Source organism: Sphingomonas populi, from assembly GCF_004208535.1.
In the GTDB taxonomy this organism is placed as follows: domain Bacteria; phylum Pseudomonadota; class Alphaproteobacteria; order Sphingomonadales; family Sphingomonadaceae; genus Sphingomonas; species Sphingomonas populi.
In genome coordinates, this window is the sequence record NZ_SGIS01000001.1 from 153,059 (window position 1) to 167,299 (window position 14,241).

Sequence of the window (14,241 nt, forward strand, 5' to 3'; positions counted from 1 at the left end):
TTACGCACGCGCCTGCCCGGAAACCAACGTCAGCGTGCGGCCGCCGACCCACACTTGGCCGTCTGCATCGCGCGACACCTGCACGCGCCCGGTGCGCCCGAGCCGGGTGCCCTGTGCCGCGACATAGGGCGCCGTCACGCGCCCGCTCTCGAACAGCCACTGGCCGACCGACGCGTTGAGGCTGCCGGTAACGGGGTCTTCGATCATGCCGCCGCCCGGACCGGGGAACAGCGCGCGCAGCTCGAACGCCACCTCCCCGCCCGGCGCGTGCGGCCCGACCACACCAATGTCGATGTGGCGATGATATTGGCCGACCGGCTCGACCGCGAGCACCGCCTCCGCCGACTCGAGCATAACCGCGATCCAGCCCGGCCCGTTATCGGCCCATCGCGCATCGACGATCGCGTCGCGGTCGATCCGTAACACGGCGGCGACCTCGGCGATCTCGGCTTCGGTCGGCGTGCCGCCCCGGATCAGCGGTGGCGCGGCGAAAGCAAGGCCTCCGCCCTCCTGCCGTATCGCGATCAGCCCCGCGCCGCATTCCTGCACGATCGACCCCTCGCGCTTCGGCGTCCCGCCCGCCTCCAGCCATGCGTGACAGGTGCCGAGCGTCGGATGCCCCGCGAAGGGGAGTTCGTGCGACAGCGTGAAGATGCGCACGCGGTAATCCGCCTCTGGCGCCGTGGGCGGCAGCAGGAAGGTGGTTTCCGACAGGTTGAGCCAGCGCGTGATGCGCTGCATCGCATCGGTATCGAGTCCCTCGGCATCGCTGACCACCGCGAGCGGATTGCCGGTGAACGGATCGGTGCCGAACACGTCGATGAGCTTGAACGGACGTTGCATGAGCTTTCCCTCCTGGATCAGCGTTGTGGATGATAGGCGGCGCTAAGCAGCGGATCGCCGGCGCTCCCCACCGCCCTCGCCACGCTGCTGCGCCAGCATGCCGAATCGCGCACCGACATCCGCATTTCGCGCAGACTGAACGACGATGCGCCGCACACCGCAAGCGCGGCTCGCTCGATCTGTGCGAGCGTGTGCCGGGCGGTGCGCGGTGTTGCCGGGTGCGCGGCCGCTTTCACCACGACGGCATAACGATCGGGACCGACCCTGTCCTGTGCCTGCACCGGACTGACGAGTGCGGCGACTGCCCCGGCGAACGATAGTGTCAGTGTCTTCATCTTTGCCTCCTGTGCGCCGCCGGATGCGCGCAAAGCGCTGGCCAACACAGGAACAGATCAATACAATTCCGATAAACCGTAACGCCTAAGGAACCAATACAGTGGCGAGTGTCGAGCCGAACCTAACCCGCACCGGGCACGTCATGCAGAGTATCCGTGACCGGATCGCGCGGCGCATCCTCACCCCCGGCGCGCGGCTGCCCTCGGTGCGCGCGATGGCGGAGGCGACCGGCTTTTCCAAATCGACCGTGGTCGAAGCGTATGACCGGCTCGCGGCGGACGGTGTGATCCGGGCGCGGCCCGGCGCGGGTTTCTATGTCGCCGCGCCTTTGCCGCCGCTCTCGCTCGACCGGATCGGCGCGGAGGTCGAGCGCGAGGTCGATCCGTTGTGGATGCTGCGCCAGTCGCTCGCTGAGCGCGCCGGCGCGCTGATGCCCGGCTGCGGCTGGCTGCCTGACGATTGGCTCGCCGGTGCGCCGATCCGCAAGGCGCTGCGTGCCGCCGCACGCAGCGATGCCGATGGGCCACTGACCGGCTACGCTTCGCTGCTCGGTTCGCCGCCGCTGCGCGCGTTGCTCGCGCGGCGGTTGGATGAACAGGGTGTCGGCGCGGCGCCCGACCAGATCCTGCTCACCGACAGCAGCACGCAGGCGCTCGATCTCGTCGCGCGCTTCCTGCTCGAACCCGGCGACACAGTGCTGGTCGATGATCCATGCTATTTCAACTTCCTCGCCCTGCTGCGCGCCCACCGTGCCAAGGTGGTCGGCATTCCGATGACACCGAGCGGACCCGACGTGACCGCCTTTGCCACAGCGCTCGCCGAGCATCGGCCGCGCTTCTATCTCACCAATTCGGCGGTCCACAATCCGACCGGGGCGACGCTCTCCGCAGCGACCGCGCACCGCCTGCTCAAGCTCGCCGCCGCGCACGATCTGGTGATCGTCGAGGACGATGTCTTCGCCGATTTCGAACACACGCCTGCCCCGCGCCTCGCCGCGTTCGACGGACTTGATCGGGTGATCCGCATCGGCAGCTTCTCCAAGTCGGTCACCGCCGCGATCCGCTGCGGCCACATCGCCGCGCGGCGTGACTGGATCGATGCGCTTGCCGATCTGCGCATCGCGACATCGATGTCGGGCAATCCGCTTTCCGCCGACATCCTGCATAGGGTGCTCACCGACGGCAGCTATCGTCGCCATATCGAGGGTGTCCGCACCCGCCTCGCTCGCGCGACCGCGCGCACGATGAAGCGGCTGCGCGATGTCGGCATCGAGCCGTGGATCGCGCCGGTCGCGGGGCTGTTCGTGTGGGGGCGGCTGCCGGAAGGGCGTGACGCGGTAGCGCTCGCCCGTGCCGCACTCACCGAGAACATCGTGCTCGCGCCCGGCAACGTGTTCAGCACCAATGGCATGTGGGGCGACTATCTGCGCTTCAATGTGGTGATGAGCGATGATGATCGGGTCAGCGCGTTCCTCGCCACGGCGCTCAGGTCCGAGCGGTTGCCAGTGACAGCATGATCCGAGTCGAGCGGATCGCGCCATCGAGGACCGAGGCGGTGCCGGCATCGCACCCGATGCGACCACGCGACGCCTGCGACCCGTCGAGCATCGCCAGCACCAGCCGTTCGTCGTCCGATCGCGCGATCGTGGTGCCAGCCTCGATCCGTCGCCCGAGCGCCGCCTCGCAGGCTGCCAGCAGCGCGTCGAACACCGGCGCGAGCACGCCGGCCTCGAACTGCACGAGGGCGGCGTAGAGGCGGCGCTGGGCCGGCGCACCTGCGTCGCGCGCCAGGCGCCAGCAGCGGATTGCGACGGTCGTGATTTCGGCGGTGACGAGCGGCAATTTTCAGCATCCTCGTTCAAGTGACAGTGCTGTCGTAGTTTAATTGCGAATGATTCGCAACAAGGCGATCAACTGTCCTCGTCGCGCGCCGGGGCGGTCTGTTGATTTTCCGGGCAACGCGCGCGGACCTTGGATTTGCGCTTGGGTGCGGTCGCGGCGAATTCGCTGGCGGTCATCGCGCCCGATTTATCGGCATCGGCGGACGCGAACTTCGCTTCGGTCTTCGCCGCCCATTCGTCGAATGACAGCGTACCATCATGATTGGCGTCGAGCTTGGCGAACGCCTTGCGGCGTGGTGCGAGATATTCCTCACGCGTGACACTGCCATCGTCATTCTTGTCATAGCGGGCCAACCGCTTCTGCTCGCGGGTTTTGTCGCTCGCTTCCGGCACGGTGTCGGGCAACGCAGCGTCGCTTTGTGCGGCCGGCGCCGCCTGCACCGCCGCGAGCGGCAAGCCGACGCCGTTCACGGTGCGTCCGGTAAAATAGATGAAGCCCGCCGCCAGCAACAGCAACGCCGCCAGACCACCCGCCAGATACCGCCACATGAAGCGACTCCCCCCGTCCTTGTTCCTCTTTTGTTTACACGATACGCGACCGGAACGAAAGGGTCAGCGGCCGGTAATCCGATGGAGCATCAGCCGGGCGACTCGGCGCGGCGCACCGGCCGGGATCGGAACATCCGCCGGTACCTTGAGATTCATCCGCGCGATCAGCGCCAATGCGCCAAGCGGCCGCAACCGCGCCGGCCATGCACCAGCAAGCGCCTCCGCCAATGCGGCCTCCGCCAGCGCCCGCGCCTGGCCGGCGGCACCCGCCGCGCGCAGATGCCGCGACAGATCGGCCAGCGCCCAGCCACGCCCGGCTGCGGCGACGCGCGGGTCGGAATGCCCCAGCACCGCCGCAGCGACCGCGAACATTCCGCTGCCCCGCGCGTCGGCATGAGCCAACATCACCGTCTCGTCGATCGTTTCGGCCTCAATCAGCGCTTCCCAGCCGGTCACGAGGTCGGCAAGCGAAGCGCCCGACACGCCGCGCGGTAGAACCGCGTCGGCCAGCCCCTGCAACACCGGCTGCGCCGGCGGCGGGGCATCGTCGAGCTTCTGCAAGGCCTCATGCCACCATGCCAGCCGCATCTGGCCGATCAACGGCTCGGTGGTGGTGCGCAGCACCTGCCCGAACGCGTCGTCCAGCGCGAACAGCGCATGGAGCGCCGGGCGGGTTTCGGCGGGGGCGTAATCGAGCGCGAGCGCGCGCTCCGGGTCGGATGGCATACCACGCGCCTAGCCCCGCGCGACCGGCGCGGTCCAGAGGATATCGCGCGGACCGGGACGGCAGCGCAGGGTTCGGCGCCGAACACAGCGGCGGAGCGCATCAGCGCCCCGCCGCAGCCGGATCAGCGGTACGTCACCTTCTTCACCGCCGCGATGATCTTGTCGGCGTTGACCAAGGCGAGCTTTTCGAGGTTGGCCGCGTAAGGGAGCGGCACGTCTTCGTTCGCCACACGCAGCACCGGCGCGTCGAGATCGTCGAAGCCCTGTTCCATCACCACCGCGCTGATTTCCGACGCGATCGAGCAGGTCGCCCAGCCCTCTTCCACGACGACCAGACGGTTGGTCTTCTTGACGCTCCTGAGCACCGCCTGCGTGTCGAGCGGGCGCAAGGTGCGCAGATCGATCACTTCGGCGTCGATACCCTCAGCCGCCAGCTTTTCAGCGGCTTCGAGCGCAAGCCCGACGCCGATCGAATAGCTGACGATCGTCACGTCCTTGCCGGCGCGCATCGTCCGCGCCTTGCCGATCGGCACGACGTAATCGTCGAGCTTGGGCACGTCGAACGAGCGACCGTAGAGCAGTTCGTTTTCGAGGAACACGACCGGGTCTTCACTGCGGATCGCCGCCTTGAGCAGACCCTTGGCGTCGGCCGCGTCATAGGGCGCGATCACGATCAGGCCCGGGACAGCGGCATACCACGGGCCATAGTTCTGCGAGTGCTGCGCGCCGACGCGGCTGGCCGCGCCGTTGGGGCCACGGAACACGATCGGGCAGCGCATCTGCCCGCCCGACATGTAGTTGGTCTTGGCGGCCGAGTTGATGATGTGGTCGATCGCCTGCATCGCGAAGTTGAACGTCATGAACTCGACGATCGGCTTGAGGCCGCCCATCGCCGCGCCCGTGCCGATGCCCGCAAAGCCATATTCAGTGATCGGCGTGTCGATCACGCGGCGCTCGCCGAACTCGTCGAGCAGCCCCTGCGTCACCTTGTACGCGCCCTGATATTGCGCGACTTCCTCGCCCATCACGAAGACGCGGTCGTCGGCGCGCATTTCCTCGGCCATCGCGTCCCGCAGCGCTTCGCGCAGCGTCATGCGGACCATCTCGGTGCCCTCGGGCAGCGCGGGATCGGCGATGTCGGAATCGTGCTTGGCAGCTTCGAACAACTGGCGCGCGCCGGTCTCGGCCTTGTGCGGCTCGCCGCCCTCGGGCGCGGGCGCTGCGTCCTTGGGCGCGTCCGGCGCGGCGCTCTCGGCGGCCTGCTCGGTCGCGGCGGGGGCGGGCTCGGCGCCGGCTTCCTCGCCCTCGGCGAGCAGCGTCGCGATGACGGTGCCGACCTTCACGCCTTCGCTACCCTCGGCGACGAGGATCTTGCCGACGGTGCCTTCATCGACCGCCTCGAACTCCATCGTCGCCTTGTCGGTCTCGATCTCGGCCATGATGTCGCCGGACTTGACGGTGTCGCCTTCCTTGATGAGCCACTTGGCGAGCGTGCCTTCCTCCATCGTCGGGGAAAGCGCGGGCATCTTGATCTCGATCGCCATCTCAGTACCGCTCCACCAGAACGTCGGTATACAGTTCGGCGACATCCGGCTCAGGGGTCTGCTCGGCGAAATCGGCGGCTTCGTTCACGGTCTTGCGGATCGCCTGCTCGACGGTCTTCAGGTCTTCTTCCTGCACGCCCTGTTCCTCGAGAAGTTTCTTGATGTGGTCGATCGGATCGGACTTGTCGCGCACCGCCTGGACTTCCTCGCGGCTGCGATATTTGGCGGGATCGGACATAGAGTGGCCACGGTAGCGATAGGTCTTCATCTCGAGGATGATCGGGCCCTTGCCGGCGCGCACCCAGGCGAGCGCCTCTTCGGCGGCACCGCGGCAGGCGAGCACGTCCATGCCGTCGACCTGGATGCCCGGAATGCGGAAGCTCTCGCCACGCTTGTAGAGCTGATCCTCGGAGGACGAGCGGTTGACGCTCGTGCCCATCGCGTACTGGTTGTTCTCGATCACGTAGATGATCGGCAGCTTCCACAGCTCGGCCATGTTGAACGATTCGTAGACCTGGCCCTGGTTGGCCGCGCCGTCACCGAAATAGGCCATCGCGACACCGCCGTCGCCGCTGTACTTGTGCTTGAACGCGAGGCCGGTGCCGAGGCTGACCTGCGCGCCGACGATGCCGTGCCCGCCGTAGAATTTCTTCTCGGTCGAGAACATGTGCATCGAGCCGCCCTTGCCCTTCGAGATGCCGGCGGCGCGGCCGGTCAGCTCGGCCATGATGACCTTGGGGTCGATGCCGTAGGCGAGCATGTGGCCGTGATCGCGATAGCCGGTGATGACCGAGTCCTTCTCGCCATCAAGCGCCGACTGAAGCCCCACCGCGACCGCTTCCTGGCCGATGTAGAGGTGGCAGAAGCCGCCGATGAAGCCGAGGCCGTAGAGCTGGCCGGCCTTTTCCTCGAAACGCCGGATCAGCAGCATCTGCTTGTAGAGCGCGAGCAGCTCATCCTTCGACGCCGCATACGGCACCGGCTCGTTGGGGCGCTCGCGATTGGGCACTGGCGGTTGGGCTGTTCTGGTCGCTGGGGCTTTTGCCACGTGATCGAAACCTCATCTGTCCTTGGGGAGGAAGGTGGCCGCTATAGGCGGGTTGATGTGAAAACATCAATCGCCCGAAGTCGCAACCGATCGACATTCGCCACCTGGTAACATCCGCAACAAAATCCGCGCGTAAGCGCAATCTCCACCAATTCGGTAGAAATTTCGCGGTTGCCGCAATCCGCGATTGCCCGAACCGGGCGGCTCCGCCTAAAGCCAGTGCCAATGGCCCAAACGCCCAGCCCGCTCCGCCCGACCCATCCACTCCGCATCGCGAATTTCCGTGCGTATTGGGCGGCACGCTTCTGCATGACGCTCGCGCAGAACGGCATGATCGTGGTGATCGGCTGGCAGACCTATACGATCGCGCGGGCGACGATGTCGCCGAGTGCATCGGCCGCGCAGCTCGGGCTGATCGGGCTGCTGCAGTTCCTGCCTTTGTTCATCTCCACGCCGATCACCGGATGGGTGGCGGATCGGTTCGACCGGCGCATGATTACGCGCATAACCCTCAGCTTGCAGGTGTTCTGCGCGGCGGTGCTGGCGGTATCGACCGTCGAGGGCTGGATCTCGCTGCCGGTGATCTTCTCGGTCGCGGTGCTGCTTGGCATCGGCCGCGCCTTCGCCGGGCCGGCGTTCGGCGCGCTCGCCCCCAATCTGGTGCCACGCGAATCGCTGCCGACCGCGATCGCGCTCAGCTCGACCTCGTGGCAGGTCGGCGCGATCGTCGGCCCCGCGATCGGCGGGTTCGCCTATTCGATCACGCCGTCGGGCGCGTATTTCCTCGCAACCGCGCTGTTCTGCCTTGCCCTCGCCTGTATGCTTCGCATCGGCGCGGTGCCGCGCACCATCGCGATCAGCAAGGCGCACCCGCTCAAGCAGATCGCCGAGGGCCTCGCCTATGTCGGGCAGAACAAGCTCGTGCTGGGCGCGATCACGCTCGATCTGTTCGCGGTGTTCCTGGCGGGCACCAGCGCGCTGCTGCCGATCTACGCGCATGACATCCTCAAGGTCGGCCCGCAGGGGCTGAGCCTGCTCGTCGGCGCACCCGCGATCGGCGCGGCGGTGGTGGCGATCTTCTTCTCGTTCCGGCCGATCAAGACCAATGTCGGCGTCAAGATGCTCGGCGCGGTGCTGGTGTACGGCGCGGCGACGGTGACGTTCGGCGTTTCGACCTCGATGCCGCTCAGCCTCGCCGCGCTCGCGCTGGCGGGCGCCGCCGACATGTTCTCGGTCTATATCCGCTCGTCGCTGATCCAGCTCTACACCCCCGACGACAAGCGCGGCCGTGTCGGCGCGGTGTCGCAGCTCACCATCTCCGCCTCGAACGAACTGGGCGAGGCGGAGTCGGGTTTCCTCGCCGCCGCGCTCGGCCCGGTCGGTGCGGTGCTGGTCGGCGGCGGCGGCGCGATTGTCGTGACGATCCTGTGGGCGTATCTCTTCCCCAGCATCCGCAACGCCCGGACGTTCGAACCCCCGCAGTCGAAGCGCGACGCGGCAGACCTTGAGATGGAGGCAATGTCATGAAAGCCAACACGATCCTCGAGACGATCGGCAACACGCCGCATATCCGTCTGCAGAAGCTGTTTCCTGGTCAGGAAGTGTGGATCAAGTCCGAACGCTCGAACCCCGGCGGGTCGATCAAGGACCGGATCGCGCTGGCGATGGTCGAGGCGGCGGAGCGCGACGGTCTGCTCCAGCCCGGCGGCACGATCATCGAGCCGACCAGCGGCAACACCGGCGTCGGCCTCGCGATGGTCGCGGCGGTGAAGGGCTACAAATTGATCCTCGTCATGCCCGAGAGCATGTCGATCGAACGCCGCCGGCTGATGCTCGCTTATGGCGCGAGCTTCGACCTAACGCCGCGCGAAAAGGGCATGAAGGGCGCGATCGAGCGCGCGATCGAACTGGTCGCGCAGACCCCGGGCGCGTGGATGCCGCAGCAGTTCGACAACGCCGCCAACATCGACGTCCACGTCCGCACTACCGCGCAGGAGATCCTCGCCGATTTCGCCGAGTCGCCGATCGATGTCATCATCACCGGCGTCGGCACCGGCGGGCACATCACCGGCGTTGCCGAAACGCTCAAGAAGGAATGGCCGCACCTCAAGGTCTATGCGGTCGAGCCGGAGGCGTCGCCGGTCATCTCGGGCGGCCAGCCCGGCCCGCACCCGATCCAGGGCATTGGCGCCGGCTTCGTCCCCGCCAACCTCCACACCCAGGCGATCGACGGCGCGATCAAGGTCGATGCCGCTGTCGCCAAGGATATGGCACGCCGCTCGGCCCGCGAGGAAGGCATCCTCGTCGGCATCTCCTCGGGCGCGACGCTCGCCGCGATTCTGCAGAAGCTGCCCGATTTGCCCGATGGCGTGCGGGTGCTGGGGTTCAACTATGACACGGGCGAGCGCTATCTGTCGGTGCCGGACTTCCTGCCCGAGTCCTGATCCGGTACGGTTCCGGTCGGGCGCGCCTTTCCCGACCGGTCGGGACAAAGGTTGACCAACCGCCGCGCCTTGGCGCATCGCGCGCCGATGCGCCAATCCGCCCACATGATCGCCCGTGCCCAGCACCTTTTCGTCTCGCACTAAGCGGTCCTCGTCACGGAAACGGCGCGGCGTCCGTCGCCCGGACGATCTCGTACTGCGCTGTCTGCTCGCCTTCATCGCGGTCGTCGCGATCGTGGCACCGGCGCTGCTGGTCCATTACGGCCCGCATGTCGTCGTCGTTCACAACCGCCTGATCCGCGTGCCGCGCCACCGCGTCGTGCCCAAGGCCGAGCTGCCGCCGGTCGAGCCGGTCGCCTTCCAGGATCTCGCACCCAGCGATGCGCGCGCCTATAATGCGACCGTCCCGTTCTCGACCGGCCCCAACCCCGCCGCGCTCCCCTTCCGCCTCGGCGGGACGCCCGAGCAGCAGGCGCGCGCGACCGACTGCATGGCGGCGGCGATGCTCTATGAAGCGGGCGACGATGGCGAGGGCCAGCGCGCGGTCGGCCAGGTTATCATCAACCGGGTGCGCCATCCCGCCTTCCCCAAGACGATCTGCGGCGTGGTGTTCCAGGGGTCGGAGCGCAGCACCGGCTGCCAGTTCACCTTCACCTGCGACGGCGCGCTGATCCGCCACGGCTGGCGGCCCGAGCAATGGGCGCGCGCCCGCACGCAGGCGGCGCTGTCGCTCGGCGGACAGGTTTATGCGCCGGTCGGCTATGCGACGCATTACCATACCGACTGGGTGGTGCCGTATTGGCAATCGAGCCTCGACAAGGTCGCGGCGGTGCATTCGCATCTGTTCTTCCGCTGGAGCGGCTGGTGGGGCACCCCGCCCGCGTTCAACCGCACGGTATCCCCCGACGAACCGATCATCCGCGCGCTCGCGCTCTATTCGGACGCGCACAAGACTGGCGCGGCGCTGGTCGCGGCGCAGGCGACCGCGACCGAGGCGACCGTGGCCGCGCTCGCACCAGAGGCGCTGCCGGTGCCGCTCGCCAGCGATTCGGAAACCTTCCTCATCACGATCGATCCGCATCTGCCGCCCGAATCGTTCGCGCTGCTCGCGACTCGCGCGTGCGGCGACCGCCCGCGCTGCAAGCTGATGGCCTGGACCGACCGCGCCCGCACGCCCACCGCGATGCCGCTCGACGCCGGGCAGATCGACGCGATGGCGTTCAGCTACATGCGCGACCGCGCCTTCCACTATGACAAGACGCTGTGGAACTGCGCGACCTTCAAGCGCCCCGAGCCGAGCGAGTGCATGAAGACGCAAGTGCTGCTGCCGCGCGATGCGGCGCCGAAACCCGCGCCCACACCCGCTCCGCCAGCCGGGGAAGTCTTGCCGGGGGTGCGCCGCAAACCCACGCCGACCGCGCTGGCGACACCGGCCAAGCCCGACTCACCGCTGACGGCGGAGAGCCGGTAAGCTCACCCGCTCGGGCACAACAGCCGCCCGCGCGAATCGCGCAAGGTGGCCGCTTCGGACGCCGCGTCGCTCAACTGATCGACGGCCAGCCCGGCGATCGACGCGCGTTCCGAGCAGAGCTTGCGGCAGGCCTCGGGCACGCTGCCGGGGAAGACGATCCGGTCGCCCTCGAAGCGCGCATCGAAGGCGCATCCCTCGGCATCGCTGAAATCGATGTGAAGCGTCTCGCCGGCGCGCGTGACCGACCCGAGCCCGCTGCAATGTTGCTGATCGCCGTAATCGACGAACACGCCGATCTGATACGCCTTGGGTGTCGGCACGATGCACACCCGGTCGGTCTCGCGTGCGTAGAGTCCGGTGATGTCGGCGCTTTTGGGATCGGCGATCACCCCGGCCTCGATCGCGGCCGCCTCCAGCCCGGCCGGCGCGGCGGCGTTGCTTTCGACCACCGGCTCGGCGCGCGAACAGCCCGCGACGACCAGCACCGCCAGCGCGAGCGCACGCCTCATTCGGCGAGGATCAGCCGGTCGCCGTCGATACGGCGGAAGAAGCACGAGCGTTGCCCGGTGTGGCACGCCGGCCCAACCGGATCGACGACCAGCCACACCGCATCCTGATCGCAATCGATGCGGATATCGTGGACGTGAAGCACATGCCCCGAGGTCTCGCCCTTCTTCCACAGCCTGGCGCGACTGCGCGACCAGAAATGCGCCTCGCGCGTCGCCAGCGTCGCGGCGAGCGCTTCGGCATTCATATGCGCGAGCATCAGCACGTCGCCAGATGCGCGGTCGGTCGCGACAGCGGTGATCAGCCCGTTGGCGTCGTATTTCGGGTTGAGGGCAAGCGTCGTGTCGCGATCGTCGGTCATGCCGACTCCATAGTCGCGCCGCTACCGAAGCGAAAGCGGGCGCGAATCACCGTGTCGCCACGAACACACCTCACCCGCTCCGCGCGCTTTTTCGCGACGCCCCGACCGTAAAAAGTATACGCGAAAACGTCGGTTTTCCGCCAATGCGACGACCGGCGGCACGATCGATGTGACAAAGGCGCGACAAACCCGCGCCGCGCCCCTATATGGCGCGGACACGCTCACCCCCGCAAAGGGCGCCATGCTCACAACCAATCCGTTCGAAGTCGTCGATGGCGACAAGCTCCGTGAGGAGTGTGGTGTTTTCGGTGTCGCCGGTGCGGCGGACGCGGCGCGGCTCGTCGCGCTCGGCCTGCATGCGCTACAGCATCGCGGCCAGGAGGCGGCCGGCATCACCAGCTTCGATGGCGTGGATTTCCACACCCACCGCGCGATGGGACATGTCGCCGGCAATTTCGACCGCGAGGACATCATGGTCCCGCTGCGCGGCCACGTCGCCTGCGGGCACGTCCGCTATTCGACGACCGGCGAGACGGCGCTGCGGAACGTCCAGCCGCTCTATGCCGATCTCGCCTCGGGCGGATTCGCGATCTCGCACAACGGCAATATCTCGAATGCGATGCGGCTGCGGCGCGATCTCGTCCGCAACGGATCGATCTTCCAGTCGACCAGCGATACCGAGACGATCATCCACCTCGTCGCGATGTCCAAATACCGGACCTTCCTCGACAAGTTCATCGACGCGCTCAAGCAGGTCGAGGGCGCCTATTCGCTGATCGTGATGACGCCCGAGGGCATGATCGCCTGCCGCGACCCGCTCGGCATCCGGCCGCTGGTGATGGGCAAGGTCGGTGAGGCGATCATTTTCGCGTCCGAAACCGTCGCGCTCGACGTGGTCGGCGCGACCTTCGTGCGCGAAATCGAGCCGGGCGAACTGGTGATCGTGAAAGGCGGCGAGATTAGCTCGCACCGCCCGTTCGCACCCGTTTCTCCGCGCCCGTGCATCTTTGAGCACGTCTATTTTTCGCGCCCCGATTCGATCGCGGGCGGACGCAGCATCTACACCGTCCGCAAGGCGATCGGCGCGCAGCTCGCGATCGAAAGCCCGGTCGATGCCGATCTCGTCATTCCGGTGCCAGACTCGGGCACGCCCGCCGCGATCGGCTATGCCCAGCAATCGGGCATACCGTTCGAACTCGGCATCATCCGCTCGCATTATGTCGGCCGCACCTTTATCCAGCCGACCAACGAGGTCCGCCACCTCGGCGTCAAGCTCAAGCACAACGCCAACCGTGCGCTGATCGAGGGCAAGCGTGTCATCCTGATCGACGATTCGATCGTGCGTGGCACCACCAGCCTCAAGATCGTGCAGATGATGCGCGATGCCGGCGCCGCCGAAGTCCATATGCGGATCGCCAGTCCGCCGACCCGGCATAGCTGCTATTACGGCGTCGATACGCCCGAGCGCGCCAAGCTGCTCGCGCACAGCAAGAACGTCGCCGAGATGAACGCGTATATCCACGCCGACAGCCTCGCCTTCGTGTCGATCGACGGGCTGTACAAGGCGCTTGGCGAGCCGTGCCGCGCGGACATCCGCCCGAGCCACTGCGATGCGTGTTTCACCGGCGACTATCCGACGACTCTGACCGACCAGGACGAAGTCGCCTCGGTCGATCAGTTCGCGCTGCTCGCCGAACGGGTGATCTGATCGCCCGCCGGGCTTGTCCCGGCGTATCGCGTCGTGCATTCGCTCCGGTCTATCCGGAGAGATCATGATGACCGACAAACCGCTCGCCAACCAGCTCGCCCTCGTTACCGGCGCGAGCCGTGGCATTGGCGCGGCGACCGCGCGCGCATTGGCGGCGGCGGGCGCGCATGTCGTGTTGACCGCCCGCACCGGCGCCGCGCTCGAACAGGTCGAGGAAGCGATCTTCGCGGCGGGCGGCTCGGCGACGATCGCGCCGCTCGACCTCACCGAAACCGATAGCATCGCGCGGCTCGGCGCGGCGATCGGCGAGCGCTGGCAGGCGCTTGACGTGATGGTGCTCAACGCCGCGATGCTCGGCACGCTCGGCTCGGTGCCTGCGATCGACCCCAAGGAACTCGCCCGCGTGCTGACGCTCAACGTAAGCGCGCAGGCCGCGCTGATCGGCGCGTTCGATCCGATGCTGCGCCGATCGAAGCGCGCGCGCGTGATCGGCATCACCTCCAGCGTCGCCCGCAATCCGCGTGCCTATTGGGGCCTGTACGGCGCCTCTAAGGCGGCGTTCGAGACGCTGATCGGCGCTTATGGCGACGAGATGGAGCAGATCAGTTCGCTCCGCACCGCGATCATTGACCCCGGCGCGACCCGCACCGCGATGCGCGCGCGTGCCTATCCGGGCGAAGCGCCCGAGACGGTGAAGGCGCCCGAGGCGGTCGGCGACCGGATCGCCGCGCTGGTGATCGACGATTTCGCGACCGGCCATTTCGAGCGGGTGGGATGAGCTTATAATTCACCCTCACCCTTCCCACGCGCCTTCCGCACGCGGGCCCCTTCCCTCTCCCAATGGGAGAGGGAGGGAGGAGCGAA

At 67.4% G+C, this 14,241-nt stretch carries 15 protein-coding genes; 6 read left to right on the plus strand and 9 right to left on the minus strand.

Features of this window, described 5'->3' with window-relative positions; all coding sequences use genetic code 11:
* On the minus strand, positions 1 to 843 hold the full coding sequence (locus EWE75_RS00710) for a PhzF family phenazine biosynthesis protein (RefSeq protein WP_130154777.1): 843 nt from the start codon (positions 841 to 843) through the stop codon (positions 1 to 3).
* A gap of 17 nt (positions 844 to 860) precedes the next feature.
* The gene (locus tag EWE75_RS00715; RefSeq protein ID WP_130154778.1) at positions 861 to 1,178 is read right to left on the minus strand and encodes a UrcA family protein; all 318 of its coding nucleotides are present in this window, start codon (positions 1,176 to 1,178) and stop codon (positions 861 to 863) included.
* A gap of 101 nt (positions 1,179 to 1,279) precedes the next feature.
* Between EWE75_RS00715 and EWE75_RS00720 the strand changes: the two genes are divergently transcribed.
* On the plus strand, positions 1,280 to 2,695 hold the full coding sequence (locus EWE75_RS00720) for an aminotransferase-like domain-containing protein (RefSeq protein WP_427915755.1): 1,416 nt from the start codon (positions 1,280 to 1,282) through the stop codon (positions 2,693 to 2,695).
* Here EWE75_RS00720 and EWE75_RS00725 read toward each other — a convergent pair.
* From EWE75_RS00725 to pdhA, 5 genes are all read right to left on the minus strand, one after another.
* A complete protein-coding gene (locus tag EWE75_RS00725; protein WP_130154779.1) occupies positions 2,664 to 3,020 on the minus strand; it encodes a hypothetical protein in 357 nt (118 codons plus the stop codon). The two genes, EWE75_RS00720 and EWE75_RS00725, sit on opposite strands and share 32 nt — an antisense overlap.
* 68 nt (positions 3,021 to 3,088) lie before the next feature.
* Complete coding sequence (locus tag EWE75_RS00730; protein WP_130154780.1) at positions 3,089 to 3,568, minus strand: EF-hand domain-containing protein; 480 nt, start codon at positions 3,566 to 3,568, stop codon at positions 3,089 to 3,091.
* A 63-nt stretch (positions 3,569 to 3,631) separates the two neighbouring features.
* Positions 3,632 to 4,294: a squalene/phytoene synthase family protein gene (locus EWE75_RS00735; protein WP_130154781.1), complete on the minus strand. Its 663-nt coding sequence runs from the start codon at positions 4,292 to 4,294 to the stop codon at positions 3,632 to 3,634.
* Between the two features lie 122 nt (positions 4,295 to 4,416).
* Positions 4,417 to 5,838, minus strand: coding sequence for a pyruvate dehydrogenase complex E1 component subunit beta (locus tag EWE75_RS00740; protein WP_130154782.1), 1,422 nt, complete (start codon positions 5,836 to 5,838; stop codon positions 4,417 to 4,419).
* 1 nt (position 5,839) lies between these two features.
* On the minus strand, positions 5,840 to 6,886 hold the full coding sequence (pdhA, locus tag EWE75_RS00745) for a pyruvate dehydrogenase (acetyl-transferring) E1 component subunit alpha (protein ID WP_130154783.1): 1,047 nt from the start codon (positions 6,884 to 6,886) through the stop codon (positions 5,840 to 5,842).
* 225 nt (positions 6,887 to 7,111) lie between these two features.
* Between pdhA and EWE75_RS00750 the strand changes: the two genes are divergently transcribed.
* From EWE75_RS00750 to EWE75_RS00760, 3 genes are all read left to right on the plus strand, one after another.
* Positions 7,112 to 8,413: an MFS transporter gene (locus EWE75_RS00750; protein WP_130154784.1), complete on the plus strand. Its 1,302-nt coding sequence runs from the start codon at positions 7,112 to 7,114 to the stop codon at positions 8,411 to 8,413.
* Positions 8,410 to 9,330: a cysteine synthase A gene (gene cysK, locus EWE75_RS00755; RefSeq protein WP_130154785.1), complete on the plus strand. Its 921-nt coding sequence runs from the start codon at positions 8,410 to 8,412 to the stop codon at positions 9,328 to 9,330. The genes EWE75_RS00750 and cysK overlap by 4 nt, the downstream gene beginning before the upstream one ends.
* Before the next feature lie 205 nt (positions 9,331 to 9,535).
* On the plus strand, positions 9,536 to 10,801 hold the full coding sequence (locus tag EWE75_RS00760) for a cell wall hydrolase (protein ID WP_130154902.1): 1,266 nt from the start codon (positions 9,536 to 9,538) through the stop codon (positions 10,799 to 10,801).
* 2 nt (positions 10,802 to 10,803) lie between these two features.
* Here EWE75_RS00760 and EWE75_RS00765 read toward each other — a convergent pair whose 3' ends face one another.
* Positions 10,804 to 11,310: a hypothetical protein gene (locus tag EWE75_RS00765; protein WP_130154786.1), complete on the minus strand. Its 507-nt coding sequence runs from the start codon at positions 11,308 to 11,310 to the stop codon at positions 10,804 to 10,806.
* Positions 11,307 to 11,669: a phosphoribosyl-AMP cyclohydrolase gene (gene hisI / locus EWE75_RS00770; RefSeq protein WP_130154787.1), complete on the minus strand. Its 363-nt coding sequence runs from the start codon at positions 11,667 to 11,669 to the stop codon at positions 11,307 to 11,309. The genes EWE75_RS00765 and hisI overlap by 4 nt, the downstream gene beginning before the upstream one ends.
* Positions 11,670 to 11,910: 241 nt before the next feature.
* Here hisI and purF point away from each other — a divergent pair, with 241 nt between their 5' ends.
* Together purF and EWE75_RS00780 are read left to right on the plus strand one after the other, a co-directional pair.
* Positions 11,911 to 13,377, plus strand: coding sequence for an amidophosphoribosyltransferase (gene purF, locus EWE75_RS00775; protein ID WP_130154788.1), 1,467 nt, complete (start codon positions 11,911 to 11,913; stop codon positions 13,375 to 13,377).
* Between the two features lie 67 nt (positions 13,378 to 13,444).
* Positions 13,445 to 14,155 (plus strand): SDR family NAD(P)-dependent oxidoreductase, encoded by a 711-nt coding sequence (locus EWE75_RS00780; RefSeq protein WP_130154903.1) that lies wholly within the window; start codon positions 13,445 to 13,447, stop codon positions 14,153 to 14,155.
* Positions 14,156 to 14,241 lie beyond the last annotated feature (86 nt).

What these genes read in the sequence shown, in the direction of transcription:
- cysK (WP_130154785.1), top strand. Translation starts at nt 8,410, where the DNA reads ATGAAAGCCAACACGATCCTCGAGACGATCGGCAACACGCCGCATATC.
- EWE75_RS00750 (WP_130154784.1), top strand. Translation starts at nt 7,112, where the DNA reads ATGGCCCAAACGCCCAGCCCGCTCCGCCCGACCCATCCACTCCGCATC.
- EWE75_RS00730 (WP_130154780.1), bottom strand. Translation starts at nt 3,568, where the DNA reads ATGTGGCGGTATCTGGCGGGTGGTCTGGCGGCGTTGCTGTTGCTGGCG.
- purF (WP_130154788.1), top strand. Translation starts at nt 11,911, where the DNA reads ATGCTCACAACCAATCCGTTCGAAGTCGTCGATGGCGACAAGCTCCGT.
- EWE75_RS00765 (WP_130154786.1), bottom strand. Translation starts at nt 11,310, where the DNA reads ATGAGGCGTGCGCTCGCGCTGGCGGTGCTGGTCGTCGCGGGCTGTTCG.
- hisI (WP_130154787.1), bottom strand. Translation starts at nt 11,669, where the DNA reads ATGACCGACGATCGCGACACGACGCTTGCCCTCAACCCGAAATACGAC.
- EWE75_RS00735 (WP_130154781.1), bottom strand. Translation starts at nt 4,294, where the DNA reads ATGCCATCCGACCCGGAGCGCGCGCTCGCGCTCGATTACGCCCCCGCC.
- EWE75_RS00740 (WP_130154782.1), bottom strand. Translation starts at nt 5,838, where the DNA reads ATGGCGATCGAGATCAAGATGCCCGCGCTTTCCCCGACGATGGAGGAA.
- EWE75_RS00710 (WP_130154777.1), bottom strand. Translation starts at nt 843, where the DNA reads ATGCAACGTCCGTTCAAGCTCATCGACGTGTTCGGCACCGATCCGTTC.
- EWE75_RS00780 (WP_130154903.1), top strand. Translation starts at nt 13,445, where the DNA reads ATGACCGACAAACCGCTCGCCAACCAGCTCGCCCTCGTTACCGGCGCG.
- EWE75_RS00715 (WP_130154778.1), bottom strand. Translation starts at nt 1,178, where the DNA reads ATGAAGACACTGACACTATCGTTCGCCGGGGCAGTCGCCGCACTCGTC.